This window comes from Pantoea sp. OXWO6B1 (assembly GCF_001641135.1).
Lineage (GTDB): Bacteria > Pseudomonadota > Gammaproteobacteria > Enterobacterales > Enterobacteriaceae > Pantoea > Pantoea allii.
Genome location: NZ_LWLR01000001.1, coordinates 3950771 through 3975727 on the forward strand (window position 1 = coordinate 3950771; position 24957 = coordinate 3975727).

The 24957-nt window shown below is 53.6% G+C and carries 26 protein-coding genes; 10 read left to right on the forward strand and 16 right to left on the reverse strand.

Annotation, left to right across the window (positions count from 1 at the left end):
- Positions 1-14 precede the first annotated feature (14 nt).
- Positions 15-1160 (forward strand): ROK family transcriptional regulator, encoded by a 1146-nt coding sequence (locus A6A26_RS20390; protein WP_063880428.1) that lies wholly within the window; start codon positions 15-17, stop codon positions 1158-1160.
- 37 nt (positions 1161-1197) lie between these two features.
- Here A6A26_RS20390 and A6A26_RS20395 read toward each other — a convergent pair whose 3' ends face one another.
- The 5 genes from A6A26_RS20395 to A6A26_RS20415 form a co-directional block, all read right to left on the reverse strand.
- Complete coding sequence (locus A6A26_RS20395; RefSeq protein ID WP_063880429.1) at positions 1198-1530, reverse strand: hypothetical protein; 333 nt, start codon at positions 1528-1530, stop codon at positions 1198-1200.
- A gap of 67 nt (positions 1531-1597) precedes the next feature.
- Positions 1598-1969, reverse strand: coding sequence for a hypothetical protein (locus A6A26_RS20400; RefSeq protein WP_096012892.1), 372 nt, complete (start codon positions 1967-1969; stop codon positions 1598-1600).
- A 215-nt stretch (positions 1970-2184) separates the two neighbouring features.
- Entirely contained in the window at positions 2185-2478 is a 294-nt protein-coding gene (locus A6A26_RS20405; RefSeq protein WP_156506687.1) for a hypothetical protein, read from the reverse strand.
- 26 nt (positions 2479-2504) lie between these two features.
- Positions 2505-2834 carry a hypothetical protein gene (locus A6A26_RS20410; protein WP_063880432.1) on the reverse strand — a complete coding sequence of 110 codons (330 nt, stop codon included), beginning with the start codon at positions 2832-2834 and terminating at the stop codon, positions 2505-2507.
- 448 nt (positions 2835-3282) lie between these two features.
- The gene (locus tag A6A26_RS20415) at positions 3283-3522 is read right to left on the reverse strand and encodes a hypothetical protein (RefSeq protein ID WP_063880433.1); all 240 of its coding nucleotides are present in this window, start codon (positions 3520-3522) and stop codon (positions 3283-3285) included.
- Between the two features lie 265 nt (positions 3523-3787).
- On the opposite strand from A6A26_RS20415, the gene A6A26_RS20425 reads away from it, so the two are divergent.
- Entirely contained in the window at positions 3788-5008 is a 1221-nt protein-coding gene (locus tag A6A26_RS20425) for an L-lactate MFS transporter (RefSeq protein ID WP_063880435.1), read from the forward strand.
- A 33-nt stretch (positions 5009-5041) separates the two neighbouring features.
- Here A6A26_RS20425 and A6A26_RS20430 read toward each other — a convergent pair whose 3' ends face one another.
- The 5 genes from A6A26_RS20430 to A6A26_RS20450 form a co-directional block, all read right to left on the reverse strand.
- The gene (locus A6A26_RS20430; RefSeq protein WP_063881223.1) at positions 5042-5917 is read right to left on the reverse strand and encodes an SMP-30/gluconolactonase/LRE family protein; all 876 of its coding nucleotides are present in this window, start codon (positions 5915-5917) and stop codon (positions 5042-5044) included.
- A 467-nt stretch (positions 5918-6384) separates the two neighbouring features.
- Positions 6385-6666, reverse strand: a complete 282-nt coding sequence (locus A6A26_RS20435) for a lipoprotein (RefSeq protein ID WP_063880436.1) — start codon at positions 6664-6666, stop codon at positions 6385-6387.
- A gap of 243 nt (positions 6667-6909) precedes the next feature.
- Entirely contained in the window at positions 6910-7719 is an 810-nt protein-coding gene (locus A6A26_RS20440; protein WP_063880437.1) for a hypothetical protein, read from the reverse strand.
- 9 nt (positions 7720-7728) lie between these two features.
- Positions 7729-8181: a universal stress protein gene (locus A6A26_RS20445; protein WP_063880438.1), complete on the reverse strand. Its 453-nt coding sequence runs from the start codon at positions 8179-8181 to the stop codon at positions 7729-7731.
- A 7-nt stretch (positions 8182-8188) separates the two neighbouring features.
- On the reverse strand, positions 8189-8974 hold the full coding sequence (locus A6A26_RS20450; RefSeq protein WP_063880439.1) for an IclR family transcriptional regulator: 786 nt from the start codon (positions 8972-8974) through the stop codon (positions 8189-8191).
- Positions 8975-9124: 150 nt separating this feature from the next.
- Here A6A26_RS20450 and A6A26_RS20455 point away from each other — a divergent pair, with 150 nt between their 5' ends.
- The 3 genes from A6A26_RS20455 (at position 9125) to ypdK (ending at position 12031) form a co-directional block, all read left to right on the forward strand.
- On the forward strand, positions 9125-10726 hold the full coding sequence (locus tag A6A26_RS20455; protein WP_063880440.1) for an MFS transporter: 1602 nt from the start codon (positions 9125-9127) through the stop codon (positions 10724-10726).
- A gap of 6 nt (positions 10727-10732) precedes the next feature.
- Positions 10733-11761, forward strand: coding sequence for an HlyD family secretion protein (locus tag A6A26_RS20460; RefSeq protein ID WP_063880441.1), 1029 nt, complete (start codon positions 10733-10735; stop codon positions 11759-11761).
- 198 nt (positions 11762-11959) lie between these two features.
- Complete coding sequence (gene ypdK / locus A6A26_RS25620; protein WP_006120362.1) at positions 11960-12031, forward strand: membrane protein YpdK; 72 nt, start codon at positions 11960-11962, stop codon at positions 12029-12031.
- Positions 12032-12081: 50 nt separating this feature from the next.
- Here ypdK and alaC read toward each other — a convergent pair whose 3' ends face one another.
- Both alaC and A6A26_RS20470 read right to left on the reverse strand, forming a co-directional pair.
- Complete coding sequence (gene alaC / locus A6A26_RS20465) at positions 12082-13317, reverse strand: alanine transaminase (RefSeq protein ID WP_063880442.1); 1236 nt, start codon at positions 13315-13317, stop codon at positions 12082-12084.
- Positions 13318-13434: 117 nt separating this feature from the next.
- On the reverse strand, positions 13435-13959 hold the full coding sequence (locus A6A26_RS20470) for a GNAT family N-acetyltransferase (protein WP_063880443.1): 525 nt from the start codon (positions 13957-13959) through the stop codon (positions 13435-13437).
- A gap of 269 nt (positions 13960-14228) precedes the next feature.
- Between A6A26_RS20470 and A6A26_RS20475 the strand changes: the two genes are divergently transcribed.
- Positions 14229-15899, forward strand: a complete 1671-nt coding sequence (locus tag A6A26_RS20475) for a sensor histidine kinase (RefSeq protein WP_063881224.1) — start codon at positions 14229-14231, stop codon at positions 15897-15899.
- On the forward strand, positions 15896-16624 hold the full coding sequence (locus tag A6A26_RS20480; protein WP_063880444.1) for a LytR/AlgR family response regulator transcription factor: 729 nt from the start codon (positions 15896-15898) through the stop codon (positions 16622-16624). The genes A6A26_RS20475 and A6A26_RS20480 overlap by 4 nt, the downstream gene beginning before the upstream one ends.
- Positions 16625-16678: 54 nt before the next feature.
- Here the strand turns inward: A6A26_RS20480 and glk are convergent, their stop codons facing one another.
- On the reverse strand, positions 16679-17644 hold the full coding sequence (gene glk, locus A6A26_RS20485) for a glucokinase (RefSeq protein ID WP_063880445.1): 966 nt from the start codon (positions 17642-17644) through the stop codon (positions 16679-16681).
- Positions 17645-17806: 162 nt separating this feature from the next.
- Entirely contained in the window at positions 17807-19459 is a 1653-nt protein-coding gene (locus tag A6A26_RS20490) for a thiamine pyrophosphate-binding protein (RefSeq protein ID WP_063880446.1), read from the reverse strand.
- A 218-nt stretch (positions 19460-19677) separates the two neighbouring features.
- Between A6A26_RS20490 and mgrA the strand changes: the two genes are divergently transcribed.
- Both mgrA and A6A26_RS20500 read left to right on the forward strand, forming a co-directional pair.
- Positions 19678-20667, forward strand: a complete 990-nt coding sequence (mgrA, locus tag A6A26_RS20495) for an L-glyceraldehyde 3-phosphate reductase (protein WP_063880447.1) — start codon at positions 19678-19680, stop codon at positions 20665-20667.
- Positions 20668-20820: 153 nt separating this feature from the next.
- Positions 20821-21183 carry a DUF2502 domain-containing protein gene (locus tag A6A26_RS20500; protein ID WP_063880448.1) on the forward strand — a complete coding sequence of 121 codons (363 nt, stop codon included), beginning with the start codon at positions 20821-20823 and terminating at the stop codon, positions 21181-21183.
- A gap of 54 nt (positions 21184-21237) precedes the next feature.
- Here the strand turns inward: A6A26_RS20500 and A6A26_RS20505 are convergent, their stop codons facing one another.
- Positions 21238-21921, reverse strand: coding sequence for an O-methyltransferase (locus tag A6A26_RS20505; protein ID WP_063880449.1), 684 nt, complete (start codon positions 21919-21921; stop codon positions 21238-21240).
- 118 nt (positions 21922-22039) lie between these two features.
- Positions 22040-23281, reverse strand: a complete 1242-nt coding sequence (locus tag A6A26_RS20510; RefSeq protein ID WP_063880450.1) for an Nramp family divalent metal transporter — start codon at positions 23279-23281, stop codon at positions 22040-22042.
- Positions 23282-23643: 362 nt separating this feature from the next.
- Here A6A26_RS20510 and A6A26_RS20515 point away from each other — a divergent pair, with 362 nt between their 5' ends.
- On the forward strand, positions 23644-24834 hold the full coding sequence (locus tag A6A26_RS20515) for a NupC/NupG family nucleoside CNT transporter (RefSeq protein ID WP_063880451.1): 1191 nt from the start codon (positions 23644-23646) through the stop codon (positions 24832-24834).
- Positions 24835-24957 lie beyond the last annotated feature (123 nt).

Sequence of the window (24957 nt, forward strand, 5' to 3'; positions counted from 1 at the left end):
CGGGAGAAGATGAATTGACTTCATCGAAGCATTGGGAAGGAATCGGTACAACGCAGTCTGCCGTGTTACGTTATCTTCGTCGCAACGACTCTGCATCGCGTGCTGAAATCGCCGATTGTTGTGGCGTGACAGCGGCGGCGGTGAGCATGATGACCCGCGATCTCATCAAGCGAGGTATCGTCGTCGAAGGGGCTCGTCGTCCGTCTGGCCGGGGCGCACCGCACATCGATCTTACGCTTAATTCCGCAATCGGTTATGCCATAGGGATTCATGCCAGCCGCTTTTCTATCACGCTGATGCTGCTTGATTTCAAAGGCAAGTTGGTCGATGAAATTGAACTGATCGGCCTCTATGAAACCTTTGCCGAGGCTCGGTCAGCGATGCAGGAGGGTCACAAAACGCTGCTGGAGAGAAATCACATACCGCATCATTTACTGATTGGTGCAGGCATCGCCATGCCGACACGGTTTCAACGCGGTGTTGCGCCTCTCCATCTGGCTCCCGAAGTGACTTCCTGGGATGAACCCGGGCTGTATGAGTCCATCCGTCAGGCTTTGGGCTGTCCTGTGCTGATCGAAAATGATGCCAATGCTGCAGCAATGGGCGAGATGGCGCTCGGTAATGCGGCTAATCATCAAGACTTTGTCTATCTCTATCTGTCAGAAGGCATCGGCAGCGGCATTATTTTGGGCAAACAACGCTATCGCGGTCATCTTGGCAATGCGGGCGAAATTGGCCTGTTACTTCCACTCGAAAGACCACGGCCCTCTTTTACTGACCTTGCTGCCTGGTGCAAAAATCACCTCTGCCAGATACCGGATGGTCGTTCACAAGCCGTCTGGCACCGTTTCCTGAGCGAAAACGTATCGGTTCTCGACGGGTGGATTGAACGCACAGGCCCGGAAATCGCACGCCTGGGCTTTATGCTAAACGCTGTCCTTGCGCCAGCGGCTATCTATCTTGGGGGCACACTGCCGCAGGTCGTGCGTCAACGGCTTGCTGTCTGGCTCGATTTTTCCGCGTTAGATACGTTCAATGGCACTCATGTCGTGCAACCTGAAATCTGCCTGCCGGATATCTCCGCTACGGATACCGTCGCATTCGGTGCCGCCGCCATGGTTCTGCATAATGTGGCTCAGCCGGATGCGGGGGAATCGTAGCGCATTTAACCGCCACCTCAGCGTGATTTAACATGGCTTAAAAACACGTCGCCATGGGCGGTAAGCGCTGTCCCGCTAACGTAAAGTGGAAGCCGTCCAACAGGGTATTTATCGTGGCCATTCTGTTTCCAGCGTTGTAATACCTCTCAATATCCACCTCCGCCGGGATCGGTCTGGGTTGATGCGCGTTTATCCCGGCCTCCACCTGAAAAAGCAGCCCGCACCGACAAATAAAACCACTCGCTTCTGTTTCTGTCTTTTCACAGGGGAGAACAAATTTGCCGGGGTGAATATCCCGTTCTGGCAGGAAGCGATCATCGAGTGCGCGTGAAGCATTGAGAATAAACCGGCCGGCAAGGCGAATATTCACACAACAATGCCAGAATAAAGAAGAGCCGCCGCCATCAGACCAGAGGCAGGCGTTTTATTCCGCGTGATCAGAACCGGCAGAGTTGGGATGCCACGCGATCCAGCGCTCTGTCATAACTGGCCCGTTCCCCAGCACTCAAGAATCCCTGCTTCTTAACAAATTGATTAGTGTCTTTTCGCACCTGCTCAACCTGCCGCCACATTTTTTCCGCCTGTGGTTGTGTCAGAAGACGGGCTTTGCGTGCAGTAGCAATATCGGCCTGAAGGATATTGGCACGTACGGCGATATGCGCCTGACGGGGATCGGTAATGGCACCGCCCACATTGCCCTGCACATCATGTTGCGTGTTGAGATCGCATCCCGGATAGTCTGGCGCAGCCGACGCGGCGAAGGTGCTAAAAGCGATCAGATAAAGCATGGCGTAACATAGCATTCTCATGGCGGCTATCCTGGTCATCGTCGTTAATAAACCTGTTCGGCTGGCGCGTTGGGCAGCCCTGAGGCGAAAATCCACTACAATCCCCACTCAGGGCCGTCGGATGAAAGCGTAATGGTTACAGGTTCTCCGCACACTTCAACACAGGGCGCGTCATGCGTATTCCAGCGAAACAGGCAGAGATGCCAACCGCCCGGGCGACATTCAGGCTGACTCACCTAAACGCTCTCAACGCCCATCTGTTTGTGCCGGTGCTGTTTTCTGGTCGATGGCGGATGACACCGCTCATGGGTGCCCGGCAGATAATAGTGACCATCAGCAGAGCGCGCCGTACCACCGGGACAACCGTCCATTCCGCGCTGCCCGTTCTTTCCCGCAAGGCCCTCACCGCCAGGCTGTCCATTTTGGCTGCCGCCGTTGCCACCTGCGCCCCCATTACCACCCGATCCGGCGTAGCAGGCGGATACCGATAAAAGCAACATTATCCCGGTTACAACAGCTAACTTATGCATGAACATACCGCCTTCATTCGCCATTATTATTCGACAGTGATCGAGTCCGGTTTTTGCGCCACGATCTTAAGCGAGGTGCCTTTTATCGCGTCACTGACCGCTTCCCGGAGGGTCATGGTTCCCTGCACCGGATTGACGTGGACAGCGCCGGTTCGCGACAGATCTGTCTCAATAAAACAGCCTGAAGCATGGGCTAACTGCTGGGCCGTTTCATCAAAGCGCGGGAGATTAACATGGTAAGTGCCCTCGATATCACATTTACCCGGAGAAATGTGACCAGAGGATGAAGGGCTGCATGAGGTGCAAGCGGCGGCGAGCATCAGCACGCCAAGGCTCTTCAGACTGACTGAATACATAAACCTCTCCGGCAGAATAAACAGGAATTTATTATTCTCACAAGACAGGGTGACTGTCTGCATGCGGAATATGTCTGAGTATGACGCGCTCAGATACGTGCAGGCACTTAATCGCCGGTTAACCAATCGCTCAACCGTCACCCACTGTTACGCATCGCCAGCATCCCATCTGAGGTAAGCGTGAGATTTAGCAGGATTTATCGATGCTAATGCCACCGGGGCGAGGGAGGTGATGCAGTTATGATTAAGCGCGGGCGAAAAAGCAATGCCGGTTAAGAAGCTAAAGATTAGAGGTAAAACTGAGGACAGGTAAAGTTGAGGATATCGACGCCATCCCTGGCATTACCATGATGATACGGTCAGTTTTCATACATTAGGCATGAGCCACTGTCACGCTCTTGCTACAGGCTGAACCGTACCGGGCGTGGAACCCTTTCCTGTCCGGGCGTCATGCCCATTGTTGCTGCTGATTGACAAGATGTTGTGGTTGATTTATTGCCTTACGCGCAATCCAGTAGAGCAGAACTCGCTCGTCGTCACTGTCACGATCCGCCATTGACAATAATTTCAGCGCCAGCGTAGATTTAGTGACAGGCTGCTGCTCTGCGCTCAATTCAATCACTGCCTGACCGATAATGCAGCAAACCTCATCCTCACTGGTGACGGATTCATATGTCCGGTCTTTCATATTTCCTCCTGTTGAATGAACTTTTAGCATGGCAAAAAAACGCTGACTCTGCCGGAAAAAAGCACTGTTTGTAACATTCACTTACTGCTATTTACCTGGGGTCATCACATAGCTATACCGGTAACGTTTATCGCTCCTGCCATTCATGCCACTCTCGCGGCATTTCATTCCATTTTGCATTCCATTCATGCCCTTTCTCCCCGCACGCGCAAGGCTAAGGTTTATTCTGGCCGCAGTTTCCAGTTTCCCATCGGGAGTAAACATCATGAATAAGCCACAACAGGCTGTCTGCCAGCGTACACGCTGGTTAACTCTTATCGGTACGGTGATTACCCAGTTTGCGCTGGGGTCGGTGTATACCTGGAGTTTGTTTAACGGTCAGCTGTCGCAAAAACTGTCGGCATCGGTCAGCGAGGTGGCCTTTTCATTTGGGTTGCTGAGCCTGGGGCTGGCGGTGGCGTCTTCGCTGGCTGGCAAACTTCAGGAACGTTTTGGCGTCCGTAAGGTGACTATCGGCGCGGGCGTGATGATGGCGCTGGGCTTATGGCTGACCTCCCATGCCGATAACCTGATGATGCTGTATCTCAGCGCAGGCATTCTGCTGGGCCTGGCTGATGGCGCAGGCTACCTGATGACGCTGTCAAACTGCGTTAAATGGTTTCCTGAACGTAAAGGGGTGATATCCGCCTGCGCGATTGGTGCCTACGGACTGGGAAGCCTGGGGTTCAAATTTATCTGTGGCGCGCTACTGGCTAAGTTTGGGCTCGAACAGACCTTCATTATCTGGGGATTATTGGCCATGACGATGATGATCATCGGGGCGCTGATGATGCGCGATGCGCCATTGCAAAGCCCGTCGACCGTGCAAAACCAGGCAAACCGCAACTATACGCTGGCTGAATCAGTGCGCCTGCCGCAGTACTGGATGCTGGCGCTGATGTTCCTGACGGCCTGCATGAGTGGCCTGTACGTGATTGGCGTCGCTAAAGATATCGGGGAAGGCTTAGTGCATCTCAGCACCCAGACGGCGGCTAACGCGGTGACTGTCATTGCCGTGGCTAATCTGAGTGGTCGGTTAGTGCTGGGCGTACTGTCTGACAAAATGGTTCGTATCCGGGTTATCTCGCTGGCCCAGCTGATTTCGTTAGCTGGCATGAGCGTTTTACTGTTTACCCAGATGAATCAAACCACCTTTTTCCTGTCTCTGGCCTGCATCGCTTTCAGCTTTGGCGGCACCATTACCGTTTTCCCTTCGCTGGTCAGCGACTTTTTCGGCCTCAATAATTTGACCAAAAATTATGGTCTGATTTATCTGGGATTCGGTATTGGCAGCGTTTTAGGTTCGCTGGTCGCCTCACTGTTTGGCGGTTTTACCATAACGTTCAGCCTTATCATGACGCTATTGGTGATGTCATTACTGCTGTCACTGACGATTCGTATGCCGCAGAGCCCGTCTGTTCGCGAGCCGCTGCTGCAGCGTCAGTAATCGCGAGGGGCCAGGTCAGACTGGCCCCTTTTTTTAGCCGCGAAAGCGCGGTTCCGCCATACCGGCCACATCAAGTTCAACCGCAAAAATATCACCCGACTCTGGATAGCGCTCCCGATCTTCTTTACTGAGATTCTCTCTTGAACTGGTGATATACAGCGTTTTCAAATCGCGACCGCCAAAGGCGACCATCGTTGGCCACTTAACCGGCAGACTGATCTCATCCACGATTTCGCCATCTTGTGGATCGATACGCACCACCCGACCGCCATCAAATAATGCCGACCAGTAAAAGCCTTCGCTGTCTACGGCTGCACCATCGGGCAAGCCCCCGCGGGCATCAAAACGTCGGAAAACCTCACGTTCGCCCGGTTCGCCCTGGGCATCCAACGGATAGCGGTAAAGCACTTCGTTCGGTGTGTCCGTGTGATACATCCACTGACGATCGGGTGAGAAGGCTACGCCGTTTGAAATCTTGATGTCACGCGCTTTAACATCAAGCTTCAAATCGGGCGTCACACGGCATAGCAACCCTCCGTTTTTATCCTGTGGCTCCCACAAGCTGCCGCACCAGAAATTCCCCCAGGGATCGACACGTCCGTCATTGAAACGGCTTTTCTCCGCGATGCCTGGATTATCAGCCACTTTCTTCTGCGGTTTACCCTGCTCATCCAACAGCCACACGCCACCGCGCAGGGCGGCGATGATACCGCCCTGCTCACGCAATCCAATGCACCCCACCTCTTCCTGTTGGGGAAACGTCGTCAGTTCGCCACTGATGGGATCAAAACGATGAATAGCTGGAGCCAAAATATCAACGCACCACAATACCTGTTCCTTGACCGACCAGAGCGGGCATTCCCCTAACTCCGCCTGAAGTTGCAGAATATTTTTTACCTTGTGAGCCATGTTTGCCTCCATTTATTGTCCTGCTAATAATGTAGCGCCAATTTCCAGACCCAGGAGAACTATTTTCACCGTATTTTTAAGACGGTTCTTACTTCTGCTTGCGCTTATTCATCCCATTCTGATGGGAAGATTAAAATTGCTTTGTCGACATTGCCGAAAAAGAAATATAAAGAAATACTTCTGCAGGTAACTCTACAATCGCTACATGTTTGCTCCACTATTTCGGCGTAATATCTAAAACATCGAAAAAGAGGAGATGGCGTATGAAAGAAATAAGTACAACAGTCCTTCCCATGGTCGCAGCGGGTTATTTTATAAACGGGCCAAAAATGCTATCAGGACATAAGGATGACAGGCAGCGACAGGGAAAATGGTCTGCCAGAAATGAGAACCACTGAAGGGCAAAGATTTCACACAGCATAATATAAAAAAAGAAGGTGGGATTAAATCCCACCTCGTTTTATTGGTTAACTCTTCACCGCATAATTACACTGATACCAGGTTTTCTTTAAGCCTGGTATTGTGCTGTCCTGAACAGGTAAATTTTCTACCTTATCAAAACCTTTATTCATGCAGTAATTCGCCACATCAATTTCCATCGCGTCGCGATTAACTTTTGACGGGTCGAAACGGTATTGTACGGTGTTTGAATGAGTATCTTCATCTACTCGCTCAAACGCCCCGGGTTTGCTGGCAGTACAGCCGCTCAGCAGAATAAGTGCCAGTGCACCAATAACTATTTTTTTCATTTTTACCTCACATTTTGTCGCAGTGTAAGGCGCGGCAAAATGGGTATCTATAGGAATAGTACGCGAGCTGTTGCGTATTTACGAAGTTTTACCAATTGATTCAATACTGTTAAACAGTTGGCATAATGTGCCATTAAACTGCGAAACTGCATTCAACGGAAAACATTCAAAGCACAACACCAGGCATTACTCTAAAAAAAAGCCTCTCTCAATTCAGCCCGCGTTTAGCGGGCTTTTTTTCGCTTATCCCTCGCCCGAAAGCGCAATCATTCTACGAAGCAGATTGGCGGCTTGCTTGTCAGGGAGTGCGAGAATCGCCGTGTAGAGATCGATGGACATGGCACACATAGATGAGCGATCAACCGCCGTGTCTGCAGGCATATTGAGCTGTTGCAGCTTATCACCCCATTTTTGGTAAAGGCGATCCACGATATTTTTCAGGTCGTGCTGAGCCTGGTCGCGATCCATCGGCTGTTCTTCGGTCAAACTGTTGAGCAGTAAATACTCGGTGGCTTCTGCATCCTTTTGGTTCAGTGCGGCTGGCAGCGTTTTGGCCAGATTCACCCCGCCCTTCACCTGCGGATAAAGGAATTGAAAACAGAGTCCGGGATCAATTTTATTCAGCGCCTGCATTTCGTTGACGGAAACGCCAATATAATTAACGACGGCGCGACTTGAGCCGCGCATGAGCCGCTGATTAATCACATCCGTGAGCCAGCCTCTTAGTTCACCGACGGCCTGAATCATCGGCTCGCCTTCACGCAGTTTGTGAGACAGTTCGCGCGTCAGTAACTGCCACAGGGCGGGTTCCTGGGTGCGCAGCACGCGATAAACCGTCGCTTGCGCCATATAGTCCGCCGCCCGCTCATAGCGTTTTTCCTGTTGCTGCTGAGGCAAAATCCAGTTGAACCACAACATATTCGACAGGATAAGCGGCAGGATAAACAGCACGACGCCCTGCCACACCCGCAACCGGGTGGTTCTGACCAACATCACAATGATAAGCGCCAGTAGCACAAAGGCCACCAGCGTAATAAAAAGCAGGGAAGTCATACTACGTTGTTAATCCTTACGCACATCAATCAGTACCGGGCAATGCGCGCGTTCAACAACAGCGGCACTCACAGATCCTTTTAATAAACGGTTAAAGGGTGACAAATGGCGCCGCCCCATAATAATCATATTGGCGTTTAGCTGTTGCGACTGGGCGACGATGGTATCAGCGGCTTCACCGGCCAGTATAATGCCACGCGCCTTAATGCCAGCCTGCAGCAACGGGGCCAGTGCATGCCGTACCACCATCTCAGCGGTATTTTGTTCATCCTGAGCCGCCACAAAATCCGCCGGATCTTCGCCTGCATCAATATCAATAGGTTGGCTGCAGGATGAATAAGCGGGATCGATACAGCATAAAACGACGACTTCCGCACGGTGTGCCTGCGCTTGTTCAATCGTTAAAGAAACCACTTTCTTCGCCACCGGAGAATTATCAATAGCCATCAACACTGTTTTCATTGAGCAGTCATCCTTCAACAGCGGCAATTTTGCCAATTTCGCGAATCAACGCCTGTTTGCATTGCAACATTTCCTCACGATAACGAGCCTCGTGTTTCTTAAAACGTGCCGTAGGCACCAGTAATGACACGGCAAAACGGCCAAAGAGCGTGTCCAGCGCAAAGGCCATCGTCGAGATACCTTCAAGCGTTTCACCGCGATCGTAGGAAATACTGGTTTTACGCACCTCATGAATCATCTGTAAGAGCTCGGCCAGCGTCTTAACCGTTTTATCGGTCAGTTCGCGCCAGGCGTCGCCCACCCGTGCCTGCACGTCAGCGTCACTTTCCAGCGCCAGCAGCGCTCTGCCCCCTGAGGTGCTGTAAAGCGGCAGATCCAGCCCGATACGCGGAACAACCCGCAACTCTCGTGATGCCACCACGTAATGCACAACAGCAAGCTGTGAACCGCTGGCGCGGGACAGTGATACGGTTTCATTGGTATCCGCAGAGAGTTTTTCCATCAGCGGTTTGACTAAATCCACCACATCCGTGTTGACGCTGGAGAGGAGCTTAAGCAAAGCCGGGCCAAGGCGCAGTCCACCCGCACCGCTGCTACGAACCAGCTCTGCGCTATCCAGGGCCGCAACGATGCGCTGAACGGTGGAACGCGGCAGATCAACCACCTGTGCGATCTCGCCCAGGCTCATGCCACTGGGATGTTCGCCTAAGGCATTAAGAATTTTTGCCGCACGTGCAATAACCTGAATGCCGCCCGTTTTTTCATCCTCGCGGCTGGATGATTGATGAGTCATAGCGTCGTCCTTTTTGAGCTGGCTTACTGTAACCCGAAAAGCGCACCTTTTACAGCATGTACCGCATTGCAATACAGCATATTGCCATGTAATATCGCCGCGCTGTATCGCATTGCAATACATCGAATCATAATAACGAGACCACCTGCTATGACGACCCGGCCTGGCAATGCGCCGACGCTGCATCCCTTTACTCTGCGCCTGGCATTAGGCTTGCTTGGCGTGTGGATCGCTGCGCTCACCTCAGGACTTAACGATCGGGTCAGTGATATCGCCCTGGCCGATATTCGTGCCGCCCTTGGCATCGGCTACGACCAGGGAAGCTGGATTGTCTCTGTCTATCAGGCTGCCGAAGTCGCCGCCATGATGATTGCGCCCTGGTTTGCCGTCACGTTTTCCCTACGCCGTTTTTCGCTGATCATGTCCGCGGGGTTTTTACTGTCCGGCATACTGCTGCCGCTCATGACCAATCCTGTTCTGTTTATGGCGTTGCGCGTCGTGCAGGGTCTGTTTGGCGGCGCACTTCCGCCTATGCTGATGACCGTCGCGCTACGCTTTTTGCCGCCGCCGATTAAGCTCTACGGCCTGGGTGCCTACGCGCTGACCGCCACCTTTGGGCCCAATATGGCGGCTTCTCTGGCTGCCTTCTGGACAGATGAAGTCAGCTGGATGTTTGTCTTCTGGCAGGTCGTGCCCGGTATGCTGATTGCCATCTTACTGATGGCCTGGGGATTACCTCAGGATCCGCTACGTACTGAACGTTTTCAGCAGATCGACCTGTTTGGTATGGTCACCGGCTGTAGCGGCATGGCGCTGATCATTCTGGTTCTCAGCCAGGGCGAACGTCTGGACTGGCTTGATTCCCCCCTTATCACAGCAATGCTTTTCGCGGCGTTACCGCTCCTGATAGTGTTTTTGATTAACGAGTGGTTTCATCCGCTGCCGCTGTTTAAGTTGCAGATGCTGAGACGGCGTAATTTGATGCACGGTTTACTGGTGTTGGCGGGCGTGCTCATTGTGTCGTTATCCGGCTCGGCCCTGCCTTCAACCTATTTTGCTCAGGTCGACGGATTCCGCATTGGACAGTTTGCGCCGCTGGCTTTAACCATCGGCTTGCCGCAACTGATTATTGCGCCGTTTATCGCCGCCCTGCTGAATATTCGCTGGATCGACTGTCGCTGGATGCTGTCGCTGGGCCTGATCTTTCTTATCGCCTCATGCCTGCTGGGTATGCAGATCACGACGGGCTGGTCGCGGGACAACTTTTGGCTGATTCAGGGTTTACAGGCCGTGGGTCAGCCGATGGTGATTCTGCCGGTATTGATGAGTGCCACCAGCGTCGTTGCCCCACCGGAAGGCCCGTTTGCCTCAGCGATGTTTAATACGGTTCGGGGTTTTTCCAGCATTGCCGCCTCCACGCTGGTGTCGTGGTTCGTCAGCCACCGTGAGCAGTTTCACTCCAACATTCTGGTTAATCAGGCAGCCAGCAGGCCCTGGTTGATGACGGCGCCAGACAGCAGCCAGGCCAGCGCCAGCTATCCGCTCCTGCCCGACGGCAGCGCCAGCTCTGTCGAAAATCTGCGCGGCTTTGCCATGCAGGTCAAGCATCAGGCACTGGTACTCGGCCTGAGTGATACCTGGATGCTGCTGATCGGTTTTGCGCTACTGCTGCTGCTGGTGACGGCTCTGGTACCCAAACGGGTCTGGCCTCCTCAAACCTTGATCCAACCTGCAACCTCCACGTCGGGATAACTGAATATGCGTGCTTTAGCAATGAGAAGAACCCTGCTGCTTTCCCTCCTGCTGCTGGTTTTACTGGCGATGGCGCTGGCGGTCTGGGCGGTGATGACCCGTAACGATCACCGCACCAATGATGCCTGGGTGAATGCCGATTACACCATTGTCGCCCCGAAAGTGTCGGGCTACATCGCCCGTATCAACGTGAAGGATAACCAGCAGGTCGCGGCGGGCGAACTGTTAGCCACACTGGACGATCGCGATTATCAGGTGGCGCTTGAGAGTGCCAAGGCCGACCTGCAGGTCAGTGAAGCCAAACTGTTGAGCAGTCAGGCACAGCTGGAGCAGCAGCAATCGGTGATTGCGCAGCAGAAGGCCAGCGTCGCGGCCAGCCAGGCCACAGCGCAGTATGCCGGTCAGAGTGCGGAACGCTATAACCGTCTTTATCAGCGCGGCACGGTGGCCGCAGATGAACAGCAAAAAGCCAGTTCTGCACAACGATCCGCGAGCGCCACGGTGCGCCAGAGTGAAGCGGCCCTGGCCTCGGCGGTTAAGCAGGTCGGCGTGTTACAGGCGGCGGTCAGATCCTCAGAAGCCGATGTCGCCGCAGCGACGGCCAGCGTCGATCAGGCGCGTCTGAACCTGTCTTATACCCGCATTGTGGCACCGGTGGCCGGCATGGTGGGACAGCGTACCCTGCGCCTGGGTGCCTGGGTGTCAGCAGGCACGCGTCTGCTGGCGGTGGTGCCGTTGCAGCACACCTATATCACGGCAAATTATCTGGAAACGCAGTTGAAGGATGTTCGTCCGGGACAACCCGTGCGCATTGAGGTCGACGCTTTGCCCGATCAGGTCTTTACCGGTCATGTCGACAGCATTGCGCCCGCCACGGGCGCGACGTTTTCAGCGATTTCTCCTGATAACGCTACCGGCAACTACACTAAGGTCGTTCAGCGATTACCGGTGAAAATTGTGCTGGATGAAGGACAGCCGAATCTGGCCCAGTTACGCGTCGGCATGTCTGCGGTTCCAGAAATTAACGTTCAGTAAAAAATGTGAACAAACTCTCAGAACCAAACTATTTCTTTTCGGTCTGATTACGCGTAGATTAGCCCCGATCCTGTTCTGAGTTATTCAGTTCGTCCGGGAGACCGTTGACCGTTGACCTGAACGGCGACCTTGTCCCATCTGTCCGCGTTGCGCTGGATCGGGATCGCCAACATCGTAACCGCTCAGAGGAGTTCGCTTGTGAAATATGCTTTGATGGGAATTTCTTTCTTCGTACTGCTTTGGGTCGGCACCTTTGTGCTGATGCTGTAGTATCTGCAAGCATTCCGCAGGGGGCGACAGACGGTCGCCCCAGTGGCGGACTAGATCTGTTCTTCCATGTTTTTCACGCTGCCCGGCAATATACCATCCGCACGAAACATCGCTTTAATCCCTCTGACTGCCTGACGTATACGATCGCTGTTTTCAATCAGCGCAAAGCGGACATGCGTGTCACCGTAGTCACCAAAGCCAATGCCTGGCGAGACGCAGACTTTCGCCTCCTGCAGCATGTGCTTCGCAAACTCCAGCGAACCAAGGTGGGCATAGTGATCAGGAATTTTCGCCCACACGTACATCGACGCTTTCGGGATATCGACCATCCATCCCGCTTCGTGCAGCCCTTTTACCAGCACATCACGCCGCCGTTTATATTGCTCAGCAATATCGCGCACGCACTGCTGATCGCCTTCCAGCGCCGCAATCGCAGCCACCTGTAAGGGCGTAAATGTGCCGTAATCGTGATAGCTCTTGATACGCGCCAGCGCGGCGACCAACTCTTTGTTACCCACCATAAAGCCAATGCGCCAGCCCGCCATGTTGTAGCTTTTTGACAGCGTGAAGAATTCTACCGCGACATCACGTGCCCCTGGCACCTGCATGATGGAAGGCGCTTTCCAGCCATCATAAACAATGTCCGCGTAGGCCAGATCGTGAATCACCAGGACGTTGTACTGCTTCGCCAGCGCAATTACGCGCTCGAAAAAGTCCAGTTCGACACACTGAGATGTGGGATTGGAGGGAAAACCGAGCACCATCATTTTGGGCTTGGGATAGCTTTCGCGAATAGCGCGTTCCAGCTCATTGAAGAAATCGATCCCTTCCACCAGCGGTACAGATCGCACCTGTGCACCCGCGATAACGGCACCGTAGATATGAATAGGGTAACTGGGGTTGGGCACCAGCACCGTGTCGCCATGGTCAAGCGTCGCCAGCATCAGGTGAGCCAGCCCCTCTTTGGACCCGATGGTGACGATAGCTTCAGATTCAGGATCGATATCAACCTGATAACGCTCTTCATACCAACGAGAAATCGCGCGACGCAGGCGAGGAATACCGCGTGAGGTCGAATAACCGTGCGTGTCTTCACGTTGTGCGACCTGACACAGTTTGTCTACGATATGAGGCGGCGTTGCCCCGTCGGGGTTGCCCATTGAAAGGTCGATGATATCTTCGCCACGCCGACGCGCAGCCATCTTCAGTTCAGCGGTGATGTTAAAAACGTAAGGCGGCAGGCGTTCAATACGTGTGAAACGACGGGTTGTGCTGTTATCAGCCATGGTGTCCTCTGGGAAACGTTAGCGCCCGGACCGTCCGAGCGACGCTGGTCACTGCGGTGACCTCTACAAGAACATAACTTGCAGATAACAACTTTGTCGAGAGGAGCAGAAAATTTTTTATATTTGTGGATTGAGCCGTTCAAGCAGCCAGTCATTCACCCAGCGGTCATTTAACAGATAATTATTTTGCAGCGTGCGCTGTAGCGTGAAGCCATTTTTTTCCAGAATCCGCCGTGATGCCCAGTTGCCCTCCACCACCAGCGCCTTGAGCTTGAGGAAATCGGCGTCGAACAAACACTGACACAACGCCCCCAGGGCTTCACTGCCGAAGCCCTGGCCACAGTAGCGGTGCAGCAGCATGTAACCGATTTCGGCCTGGCGAGCGGGCTGCCATTCAGGCGTACAGCCAAATAAGCCAATGGCTTCTCCGCTGTCGCGCAGCCTGGCGACCAGGCACAGCATGTGAAAGCTGCCTACCTGCCAGGGTGCCAAACGCTGGCTGAACCGTTCACGGATATCCTCTTCGTCAGGAATTTCACTCACCCAGTTCATCGTGTCGCGATCTTCGTGCACCGCCCGGAACAGTTGCCAGTCTTCCGGGCGTAATGTCGTTAACGTCAAACGTGAAGTGGTCAGATGCATACTCTGCTCCCGGCAGACAGGTCTCAAAGGAAAGCGACTGCGCTGATCATCCTGTCAGGCTTCAGTACCCCGCCCCGAATCGAAAAGAGGGAAATAAGCGTTCCCCTTTATCGTGGTCAACATTTCCCCTTTTCGCTGTTTTAGAGAAATTGATCTAAAACATGAACAGTCATGCTGACCGTTGGGCGCGCTGGCGCATTATCATTACATTTTTTATCATAGCGTTCTTTAACATAGCTGAAGAGTCGCCTGTGACCTCACACTTTAACATGCTCCTGGCCGTCTTTGATCGCGCGGCGCTCATGCTGATTTGCCTGTTTTTTCTGACGCGAACCCGGCCTTTTCGTCAGTTATTACAAAAAGATGAGCACACCTCGCTGGAAAAAAGCGCTGTCATTGCCATTTTTTCCCTGTTTGCCTTATTCAGTACCTGGTCAGGTGTTAACGTCGAAGGTTCATTGCTTAACGTGCGGGTTATCGCCGTGATGGCGGGCGGTATTCTTTTTGGCCCCTGGGTGGGGATCGTGACGGGCGTGATTGCGGGCCTGCATCGTTTTTTGATTGATATTCACGGCGTGACGTCCGTGCCCTGCCTGATTACCAGCATCATTGCCGGGGTGGTTGCGGGCGGGATCAATCGTCGGGTGCAGCGCGAGCGACGCTGGCTGGTAGGCATTCTGGGCGGGATGTTCTGTGAAAGCCTGACGATGCTGCTCATTCTGTTATGGGCGAAGCCTGTCGCCCTGGGGCTGGCGATTGTGTCCGAAATCGCCCTGCCGATGATCCTCGGCGCATCAAGCATTGGCTTAATCGTGTTACTGGTGCAGAGCGTTGAGGGTGAAAAAGAGGCCAGCGCGGCACGTCAGGCCAAGCTGGCGCTGGATATTGCTAACCAGACGCTGCCGCTGTTCCGGCAGGTAAACAGCGATTCACTTCGGAACATTTGCGACATTATCCGGCGAGAAATCAAAGCAGATGCCGTCGCCATGACCAACAAGCAGAAAATTTTGGCCTATGTCGGTTACGGCGAGCAAAACTATCAGCACGGCGATGACGGTATCAGCCCCACCACGGCTCAGGCTATCCACAGCGGTAAAATCATCATTAAAAACAATGATGAAGCCCACAGAACAAAAGACATTCACTCCATGATAGTGATTCCGTTACGGGAAAAAGGCAACGTCACCGGCACCTTAAAAATCTACTATCGTCGCGCGCACCGTATTACCGGCTCGCTGAAAGAGATGGCCGTTGGCCTGTCGCAGATTATCTCGACCCAGCTTGAAGTCTCCCGCACCGAGCAGCTGCGTGAAATGGCCAATAAAGCGGAACTCCGCGCGCTCCAGAGCAAAATAAATCCGCATTTCCTGTTTAATGCGCTCAATGCGATTTCGTCTTCTATCCGACTCAATCCAGATACGGCGCGTCAGTTAGTCATCAATTTATCGCGTTATCTGCGCTACAACCTCGAACTGAACGACGATGAGCTTATCGATATCAAAAAAGAGCTGTGGCAGGTAAAGGATTACATCGCCATTGAGCAGGCCCGCTTTGGCGATAAGCTCACGATGATTTACGACGTGGATGAGGATTTGCATTTTTCTCTGCCCAGCCTGCTTATTCAGCCCTTAGTCGAAAACGCCATTGTGCACGGCATTCAGCCCTGTAAAGGCAAAGGTGTGGTGACATTGAGCGTGCGCGATTTGGGCGACCGGGTGCGCATTGCGGTGCGGGACACCGGGCAAGGCATCAGCGATGAGGTCATTGACAGAGTTGCACGCAACGAAATGCCGGGCAATAAAATCGGCCTGTTAAACGTGCATCACCGGGTTAAATTGCTGTCGGGCCAGGGACTGCATATCGTGCGTCATCAACCCGGGACAGAAATCGCCTTTACCCTGAGCAAAACCGGACAGCCACTGGTGGGAAATCTTGCATGAAAGCCATCATCGTAGAGGATGAGTTCCTTGCCCAGCAAGAGCTGAGCTGGATGATTCAGCAGCACAGCAACATTGAGATTGAAGCCTGCTTTGATGACGGACTCGACGTGCTGAAATACCTGCAGCAGCACCGGGTTGATGTGATATTTCTCGATATTAATATTCCGTCGCTGGATGGCATGTTACTGGCGCAGAATATTCATCAGTTTGTGCATAAACCTCTGATTGTTTTTATTACCGCCTGGAAAGAACATGCGGTAGAGGCCTTTGAGCTGGAGGCGTTTGACTACATCCTGAAGCCCTATCATGAGTCACGTATTATCACGATGCTCAACAAGCTGGAAGCCAGCTGGCAACAGCAGCACACAATTACCCAGGCACCGAGCGCGCAAAACCCCCTTACGGTTAACCTGACCAAAGACGATCGCATCATCGTGACCGACGTGAATGATATTTACTACGTCGAGGCTCATGAGAAGTTAACTTTCGTGTATACCCGCCGTGAAGACTATGTCATGTCGATGAATATCAGCGAATTTTGCTCACGCCTGCCCGAGCAGCAATTCTTTCGTTGTCACCGCTCGTACTGCGTTAATCTGAATAAGATCAGAGAGATTGAACCCTGGTTCAATAATACCTATCTGCTCAAATTAAGGGACAAGGACTTTCAGGTGCCCGTCAGTCGCAGCAAGGTAAAAACCTTCAGGCTGCTCATGCGTTTATAGGGAAACCACAGGACGGAGAGAACCCTTCCCGTTGGGGAAGGGCAATGGCGGTTATCAGAGAATACGGCCCAGGGTTTGACGCAGGTGAGCACCTGCACCTAACAAGCCTGGCTGATCGTGGGTGATCATATAGACCGGAATATCGGCAACGTAATCGCGAAAACGCCCTTTGTCTTCAAATGCCGCACGGAAACCCGAGGATTTAAAGAATTCCAGGAAGCGCGGCACAATGCCGCCTGCGATGTACACGCCACCAAAGGTGCCGAGGTTCAGCGCCAGATTACCGCCAAAACGCCCCATGATGACGCAGAACAGCGACAGCGCACGACGACAATCTGTGCAGCTGTCCGCAAGCGCACGCTCACTCACCTCTTTCGGCTTCAGATTCTCGGGAACGCGTTGATCCACTTTCACAATCGCCCGATAGAGATTGACCAGACCCGCGCCTGACAGCACGCGCTCGGCTGACACATGGCCCAATTCTTCCCGCAACACTTCCAGGATTTGATCTTCTTCTTCGCTGTTGGCCGCAAAGTCAACGTGACCGCCCTCACCAGGCAGGCTGACCCAGCGCTTATCAACATGCACCAGATGACTGACGCCCAGTCCAGTTCCCGCGCCGTAAATGGCCACTGGCTTGTCTTTAACCGGCTCTTTGCCACCAAACTGGATCACATGTTCTGCGCCCAGCATGGGAATGGCCATGGACACCGCGGTGAAGTCGTTAATAATTTCCAGGTGTTCAAAACCGATGTTCTCTTTGAGCTTTTTGGTGGAAAAAGCCCAGTCATGGTTGGTCATTTCAACCCAGTCATCGGTAATCGGGCAGGCAATGGCGATACAACCGTCTTTGATATCCTGCTTTTGTTCATCAAGATAGTGGCGGATGACGGCTTCGAGGCTGTCGTAGTCTGATGTTGCGAATGTTTTGGCCTGGGAGATGCTGCCGCTTTCCACCTCACACAAAGCGAGGCGGGCGTTGGTGCCGCCGACATCGCCGACCAAGGCATAAGTTGTCATTCTTCTGGTGCTCCGCTTGGGGGTCTTAAAGAGTTGGAGGACACTATAAAATCCTGCCGATAAAACAACAACGCTCACCGAAGCTATGGGTGAGCGTCTGACTCGTGTGTGCAACAGCCTAACCGCGTTAGTCTGGCGTGCACAGAGGCAACTTTCCGAATCTCAACCGCCGTTGCGCTGGCTCAGGCAGGCTGAGACTTTACGCAGTAACGGCGGCAGGTCATCTTTTTGCATCACCACTTCAATAAACGACAGCCTGTGCTGTTGTTTAAGTAGCGTCATCAGTGCCTGCAACTGCACGGTTTCACTGATGCGCCAGCTCTGCGCCTGGCATTGCAAACTCATTGCCTGCGGCAGCGCTGTCCAGTTCCATTGCGCGATATCATTATAACGTTGAGCGGCACCATGAATCGCCCGCTCTACAGTATAGCCTTCATTATTGAGGAGAAAAATAATGGGATGCTGTTGATCCCGCAGCATGGAACCTAACTCCTGAATGGTCAACTGGGCCGAACCGTCGCCAATAATCAGGATAACGCGCTGAGCAGGCTGGGCAGTTTGCGCACCGAACGCGGCGGGTAAAGTATAGCCGATAGAGCCCCAGAGCGGCTGTACCAAAAGCTGCGCACCGACGGGCAACCGCAGCGACGCGGCACCAAAAGCCGCCGTCCCCTGATCGGCCAGAATAATATCACCCGGCTGCAGGAACGCCTGCATCGCCTGCCAAAAAGCAGACTGACTGATGATAGCTGCATCCGGAACCGGCTCTGGGGCCGACGGCGGACAGGCGGCCTGCCAGTCGGCACCATGACGTTCAAACACCGGCAGTAACGCGCTTAGCGCATCCGCCATCGTCAGGGGTGCGAACGTTTGCCCCGCCACGCTGGCGCTGTGCGGCTGGATATCAATAAGCCGTGCCGGGCTGAATTGCTGGGTAAAACCGGCCGTAATCGTGTCGGTAAAGCGTACGCCAGCGCAAATCGTCACGTCCGCGTTTTCAATTTGCTGGCGCACGTCACCTTCACTGCCTTCTCCCGCATAGGTGCCGACAAAACCCGGTTGCTGTTCATCCAGCACACCTTTGCCCATCAACAAGGTGGCACAGGGAAAGGCGCGTCCCGCCCGCAAGGCTGCCAGTGCCGGCTGCTGCTGCCAGCGCTGCGCCAGAAAATCGGCGAGCAGCGATACACGCTTCGCAGGTGCCAGCAACCGCTCTGCCGCCTGCTGAAACGCGATGCGCACCTCATGAGGTGAAGCGGTAGGGCGCATTAGCGGCTGCTCAGGCGCTGAGGTTTGCCGCTGGGCAACATCCACCGGCAGCATTAAATAGCCAGGACGGTGCTGCTGAAGCGCGGCCAGGATGACCCGGTCAATTTCAGCCGTGGCATTGTCGGCCGTAAGCTGTGCCGTGGCAGCGCTCACCTCCTGCGCCATCCGGATGAAGTGACCAAAGTCGCCGTCTCCCAGCGTGTGATGCACACAATCCCCCTGCTGCATCGCCTGACTCGAAGGCGCGCCCACAATGTGGATAACGGGCACATACTCGGCAAAGCTGCCCGCCAGACCGTTAATCGCGCTGAGTTCACCCACGCCAAACGTAGTCAGCAACGCCGCTACGCCGGAGCAACGCGCATAGCCATCGGCTGCATAGGCTGCATTCAGTTCGTTAGCACATCCCACCCAGCTAATGTCCGGATGGGCAATAACACGGTCGAGAAACTGCAGATTGTAGTCGCCCGGCACACCAAATAAATGCCTGACACTGCACTCCTGCAAGCGAGCCAACAGATAGTCACCAACCGTAAAATCGGACATAGCGCGTTCCTTTTAGGGGATTGTTCTGATAAGTATCTGACATGGCGTAAATTTGGCGAGAACGGCTGCAGATTTAGCCAATCTATTGCATGGCAAGCCCGCGTTACGACCGTGTATTATTCCGTGAATATGCGACTTCACGCGGATTAATACTGAGTGTAAGCGTATACACTCCTCCGGTTTTGGCACATTTATTCGTTTTCACTCAGGACCCTTATATGACAGCTTTCCCTCATCCGGACCGATATCAGCATATGCAGTGGCGTCGCAGTGGGCGCAGTGGCCTGAAACTTCCTGCGATTTCACTGGGCCTGTGGCATAACTTTGGTGACAGCACACAGTTGGATGTCAGCCGCCAGCTATTGCGCCACGCTTTCGACTGCGGTATCACGCATTTCGATCTGGCGAATAACTACGGCCCGCCTCCTGGCTCAGCTGAAACGAACTTTGGTCGTATCATGCGTGAAGATTTTCAGGCACACCGCGACGAATTGCTTATTTCGACGAAAGCCGGTTACACCATGTGGGAAGGCCCGTATGGTGACTGGGGTTCACGCAAATATCTGGTGGCCAGCCTGGATCAGAGTCTGCGCCGTACGGGACTGGAATACGTTGATATCTTTTATCACCACCGTCCCGATCCGGAGACGCCGCTGGAAGAAACCATGCGCGCGCTGGATCATGTCGTACGTCAGGGAAAGGCGCTGTATGCCGCGATTTCAAACTATCCCGCGCAACGGGCGGCTGAAGCGATGGCGATTCTGCGCGATCTGGGTACGCCTTGCCTGATCCATCAGCCTCGCTATTCGTTATTTGAACGCACGCCAGAGCAGGGATTACTTCAGACACTGTATGAACATGGTGCAGGTTGTATCGCGTTCTCACCCCTGGCAGGCGGTGTCCTGACCGATCGCTATCTACAGGGTATTCCACAGGATTCACGCGTTGCCAGCGGCAGCAAGTTCCTCAACGAAAATCAGCTTACTGATGAAAAAATGGAAAAAGTCCGCAAGCTAAACGCCATTGCTCAACAGCGCGGCCAGAAGCTGGCGCAGATGGCGTTAACCTGGGTGTTACGTGATCCACGCATTACATCAGTGCTGATTGGGGCCAGTAAAACGGCACAAATCGACGATGCAGTGCAGATGCTGAATCAGGCTCCTCTCACGGATGACGAGCTTGCCGCCATTGAGTCTGCCCTGCTGTAACATGCGCCGCCTGCTTCGCCGGGCGGCCATCCCGGAATACTCTTAAACCCTGATTTCTCGCGGTTTTTCAGACGGTTTCCACAGGTTTCTCAGACGCAATATCGACAGAATAGCGAACCAGCAGCGGAGACACGCTGCCGTCAGGAGAAAATCATAATACGTGGAATTTTACTGGCTGCCTTTGTAGCCATGTTAACGCCGCTGGCAATGCACACCGCTCAGGCCTCAGGGTCATCAATTAATCTTGCGCCGGGCGTATCGCTTCATCTGGGCGATCGCGACCGCCGCGGCTATTACTGGGACGGCAACCGCTGGCGCGAGCCGCGCTGGTTTAACGATCGCTATGCGTATAAAGAGCGTCGCTGGTGGCGACACGAAGCGTGGCGACGTCATCAGCAGTGGGAACGTGAACGCCAGTGGCGCGCGCGCGACCGGCAACGTCGTTGGGAGCATGAACGACGCCACTGGCACCACGAACGCCGCGCGCACCACCGTTATCCGGAACGCTATCGCTAAAGCGCCTCTGTCGGCCCACGCGTCGGCAGATCACCTGAGGCGATAGCGCTAGAGTTAGAGGTGTTTCACTCTTGCCATAACAAACCCATCCCAGCCCTTTTCACCTACGGTTTGAATGGCTGTGGCCTCCAGACGGGCATCGCTGGAAAGCAGCTCGAAAAACGCACGTACCCCCTGCACGTTGATGTCTGCGGAATCGGCATCGGTTACCGCCCCGCCGCGCACAACGTTGTCGGCGATAATCACGCTGCCAGGACGAGCCAGGGCTAATGCCCAATTCAGGTAAGCGGGATTATTTTTCTTATCCGCGTCGATAAAGATGAGATCAAAGGGTCCCTGCAGGTGAGGCAGTACATCCAGCGCCACACCGATGCGCAGATCGACGCGTCCAGACAACCCGGCATTGCGGATGTTATCACTGGCAACCTGCGCATGATGGGCGTCGGCTTCAAGGGTGGTGATTTTCCCTTCTTCGCCCAGCGCCTGCGCCATCAGGATGGTGCTGTAACCCCCAAGCGTGCCGATTTCCAGTACGCGTGCTGCGTTTAGCATTTTGATAAACAGTGCAAGCATGTTGCCTTGCAGGGCAGAAACGTCGTGGGCTGGCAGCCCCGCCTGACTGTTGGCAACCAGCGCGGCTTGAGCAAGGCGATCGGTAGGGAGGAGTAACTGAGAAAAATAGTCGTCGACCGCGGCCCATTTTGCGTGGTCTTCTGAAGGATAATCCGGCTTCCGCATCATTCTGCTCCTGAATCATCAAGACAGAAGAAAATATAAACCGATGCGGATAAACCTCAAGACAATATCATTCACACCGAAAACAGACGCCTGCCTGACCGTTTATCAGGCAGACGCGTTACATTCCCATTGCCTGACCGATTAACAGATAAGCGTTAAGACTCACCACCAGCACCACGATGACGCGCCCCGTATTTTGCATCAGCCGTGAATTGACCAACGCATCGCCCATCAGCTCGCGGTTGCCGGTAAACGCCAGCAGCGGAATGAGTGCCAGTGCGATACCGAAGCTGAGCAGCACCTGACTCATGACTAACACGCGCGTCGGGTCCCAGCCCGCCCAGATCACGAGAAACGAGGGCACCATGGTCACTGCACGTCGTACCCACAGTGGAATATAGAATTTAATAAACCCTTGCATAACCACCTGACCGGCCAGGGTGCCGACCACGGTTGAAGACAGCCCCGCCGCGACCAGGCTTAGGCCAAATACCGTTGCGGCAGCGTGCCCCAGCAGAGGCTGTAGCGTGGTGTAAGCCTGATCGAGTTCGGCAATCCCACTATGGCCGCTAAAATGGAAGGCGGCAGCGGCCGTGGCCATCATCGCCAGGTTGACAAACCCCGCAATGGTCATGGCAATGGCGACATCCAGTTTGGTCGAGGAATAGCGCTGAGCCTGACTGTCATCGCTTTTCCCCTGGGTTAAGGCGGAATGCAGATAAATCACGTGCGGCATAATGGTGGCTCCCAGTACGCCGGCGGCAAGAAAGACCGCGTCGGTATTGGGCAGTGACGGCAGTGCCATGCCTTTAACCAGTTCACTCACTTTTGGCTGTGAGAAAAACAGCTCCACAATGTAAGCCGCCGCCACAAACAGCAGTAGCCCGCCAATCACCAGCTCCAGCGGTTTTTGCCCACGATTTTGCAGCATCAAAATTAGCACGGTGGCCACGCCGGTCAGCACGGCGCCCTGCATCAGAGATATCCCCAATAGCAGTTTGAATCCCAGGGCTGCACCGATGAACTCTGCCAGATCGGTCGCCATGGCAATGATTTCTGCCTGCACCCAATAGAACCATACCGCCGGACGGGGAAAACGATCGCGGATATGTTCAGCCAGGTTTTTACCCGTTGCGATGCCTAGCTTCGCTGACATTAACTGAATAAGCATGGCCATGATGTTGGCCCATACCACCACCCACAGCAGTTGATAACCGTAAGCGGCACCGGCCTGAATATTGGTCGCAAAGTTGCCCGGATCGATATAGCCGATAGCGGCGATAAAAGCAGGCCCCAACAGGGCGAGTTTGACTTTTCTGGCTCCGCGAGCGGCGCGCTCGGCGGCACGGCTTTCAAACATAGTGGCTACCCTGTCTTTGTTTTACCTGTGCAGCTTAAGGCGACGCAGGCGCAAGTGAAATTTGGTTTTGGTAATCGCTGTAATAGATAGTGCTATAAAGTATAGCCTTTGCTATACCCTGGGTATGTAAAAACCCTACAACTTAAGGCGCAATTCCGTCACTCTACGTGTTGTGTAAATTACAGACAATAGATTTAAGTGAATATGATGTGAACAATTTGGTTACAGGGCGTGATCGGTGAGAGTTTTCTGAGAAATTTGGCGATATTGAATACTTATATTGTGGTAGAGATCTCGTTTTTCGGTAAGCCGTTACATAGAATACGCAGCAAAATACAATCCTCCTCAAATTTGGAGCAATCATGTCCCATATTTTGCAGTTTCTTTTAGCACTAGTGGTTGTCGGTGTGCTGGCCTTGCTGGTCAGCCACGACAGAAAAAGTATTCGAATTCGCTACATCGTACAGCTTCTGGTCATCGAAATCATTCTGGCATGGTTCTTCCTGAACTCGGAAGCCGGTCTGGGCTTCGTCAAAGGATTTGCCGGTTTCTTCGATCATCTTCTGAAATATGCGGCTCAGGGCACTAATTTCGTCTTCGGCAACATGAATGATAAAGGCCTCGCCTTCTTCTTCCTGAACGTGCTGTGCCCCATTGTCTTCATCTCGGCGCTGATCGGTATTCTCCAGCACTTCCGCATCCTGCCATGGGTGATTCGCGGTATCGGTACTGTGCTGTCCAAGATTAACGGAATGGGCAAACTGGAATCGTTTAACGCCGTAAGCTCTCTGATTTTGGGACAGTCTGAGAACTTTATCGCGTACAAAGATATCCTGGGCAAGATGTCACAACGTCGTATGTACACCATGGCGGCAACCGCGATGTCGACGGTTTCTATGTCTATCGTGGGTGCTTACATGACCATGCTGCAGCCTAAGTATGTGGTCGCGGCGCTGGTGCTGAATATGTTCAGTACCTTTATTGTGCTGTCGCTCATTAACCCTTACCGCGTAGACAGCGAAGAAGATCTGCAGTTGCAGGACCTGCATCAGGGTCAGAGCTTCTTTGAGATGCTGGGCGAATACATTCTTGCTGGTTTCCGCGTCGCCATTATCGTTGCGGCCATGCTGATTGGTTTTATCGCACTGATTTCCGGCCTGAACGCGCTGTTTGACTTCATTTTCGGTGTCACCTTCCAGGGCGTGCTGGGTTATGTCTTCTATCCGTTTGCCTGGGTAATGGGCGTGCCGTCTGGCGAAGCGCTGCAGGTTGGCAGCATCATGGCAACGAAACTGGTTTCCAATGAGTTTGTGGCTATGATGGATCTGCAGAAAGTTGCCGGTCAGCTGTCACCCAATGCAGAAGGCATCCTGTCGGTGTTCCTGGTCTCGTTCGCTAACTTCTCGTCTATCGGTATCGTTGCCGGTGCGATCAAGGGCCTGAACGAAGAGCAAGGTAACGTGGTTTCACGCTTTGGTTTGAAACTGCTGTACGGCTCAACCCTGGTCAGCGTGCTGTCTGCGGCGATTGCAGGCCTGGTACTGGCATTCTGAGTTAGCGCTCTGCAAAACATTAAGGCGAGTCAAATGACTCGCCTTTTTTGTCTTTATCCCGCCTGTTTGCGCCTGCCCGCTGGCATGTGTTCAGACACAACGCTTGATCGCGCTTACCACACT

Excerpts from the sequence above, each read along its gene's own strand:
- A6A26_RS20505 (WP_063880449.1), bottom strand. The coding sequence starts at position 21,921 with ATGCGGAAGCCGGATTATCCTTCAGAAGACCACGCAAAATGGGCCGCG.
- glk (WP_063880445.1), bottom strand. The coding sequence starts at position 17,644 with ATGACAACTTATGCCTTGGTCGGCGATGTCGGCGGCACCAACGCCCGC.
- A6A26_RS20435 (WP_063880436.1), bottom strand. The coding sequence starts at position 6,666 with ATGAAAAAAATAGTTATTGGTGCACTGGCACTTATTCTGCTGAGCGGC.
- A6A26_RS20400 (WP_096012892.1), bottom strand. The coding sequence starts at position 1,969 with ATGAGAATGCTATGTTACGCCATGCTTTATCTGATCGCTTTTAGCACC.
- A6A26_RS20410 (WP_063880432.1), bottom strand. The coding sequence starts at position 2,834 with ATGTATTCAGTCAGTCTGAAGAGCCTTGGCGTGCTGATGCTCGCCGCC.
- A6A26_RS20460 (WP_063880441.1), top strand. The coding sequence starts at position 10,733 with ATGCGTGCTTTAGCAATGAGAAGAACCCTGCTGCTTTCCCTCCTGCTG.
- A6A26_RS20405 (WP_156506687.1), bottom strand. The coding sequence starts at position 2,478 with ATGCATAAGTTAGCTGTTGTAACCGGGATAATGTTGCTTTTATCGGTA.
- A6A26_RS20455 (WP_063880440.1), top strand. The coding sequence starts at position 9,125 with ATGACGACCCGGCCTGGCAATGCGCCGACGCTGCATCCCTTTACTCTG.
- A6A26_RS20490 (WP_063880446.1), bottom strand. The coding sequence starts at position 19,459 with ATGTCCGATTTTACGGTTGGTGACTATCTGTTGGCTCGCTTGCAGGAG.
- A6A26_RS20470 (WP_063880443.1), bottom strand. The coding sequence starts at position 13,959 with ATGCATCTGACCACTTCACGTTTGACGTTAACGACATTACGCCCGGAA.
- A6A26_RS20445 (WP_063880438.1), bottom strand. The coding sequence starts at position 8,181 with ATGAAAACAGTGTTGATGGCTATTGATAATTCTCCGGTGGCGAAGAAA.
- A6A26_RS20430 (WP_063881223.1), bottom strand. The coding sequence starts at position 5,917 with ATGGCTCACAAGGTAAAAAATATTCTGCAACTTCAGGCGGAGTTAGGG.
- A6A26_RS20480 (WP_063880444.1), top strand. The coding sequence starts at position 15,896 with ATGAAAGCCATCATCGTAGAGGATGAGTTCCTTGCCCAGCAAGAGCTG.
- A6A26_RS20475 (WP_063881224.1), top strand. The coding sequence starts at position 14,229 with ATGCTCCTGGCCGTCTTTGATCGCGCGGCGCTCATGCTGATTTGCCTG.
- mgrA (WP_063880447.1), top strand. The coding sequence starts at position 19,678 with ATGACAGCTTTCCCTCATCCGGACCGATATCAGCATATGCAGTGGCGT.
- A6A26_RS20440 (WP_063880437.1), bottom strand. The coding sequence starts at position 7,719 with ATGACTTCCCTGCTTTTTATTACGCTGGTGGCCTTTGTGCTACTGGCG.
- A6A26_RS20425 (WP_063880435.1), top strand. The coding sequence starts at position 3,788 with ATGAATAAGCCACAACAGGCTGTCTGCCAGCGTACACGCTGGTTAACT.
- A6A26_RS20450 (WP_063880439.1), bottom strand. The coding sequence starts at position 8,974 with ATGACTCATCAATCATCCAGCCGCGAGGATGAAAAAACGGGCGGCATT.
- A6A26_RS20510 (WP_063880450.1), bottom strand. The coding sequence starts at position 23,281 with ATGTTTGAAAGCCGTGCCGCCGAGCGCGCCGCTCGCGGAGCCAGAAAA.
- A6A26_RS20515 (WP_063880451.1), top strand. The coding sequence starts at position 23,644 with ATGTCCCATATTTTGCAGTTTCTTTTAGCACTAGTGGTTGTCGGTGTG.
- alaC (WP_063880442.1), bottom strand. The coding sequence starts at position 13,317 with ATGGCTGATAACAGCACAACCCGTCGTTTCACACGTATTGAACGCCTG.
- A6A26_RS20415 (WP_063880433.1), bottom strand. The coding sequence starts at position 3,522 with ATGAAAGACCGGACATATGAATCCGTCACCAGTGAGGATGAGGTTTGC.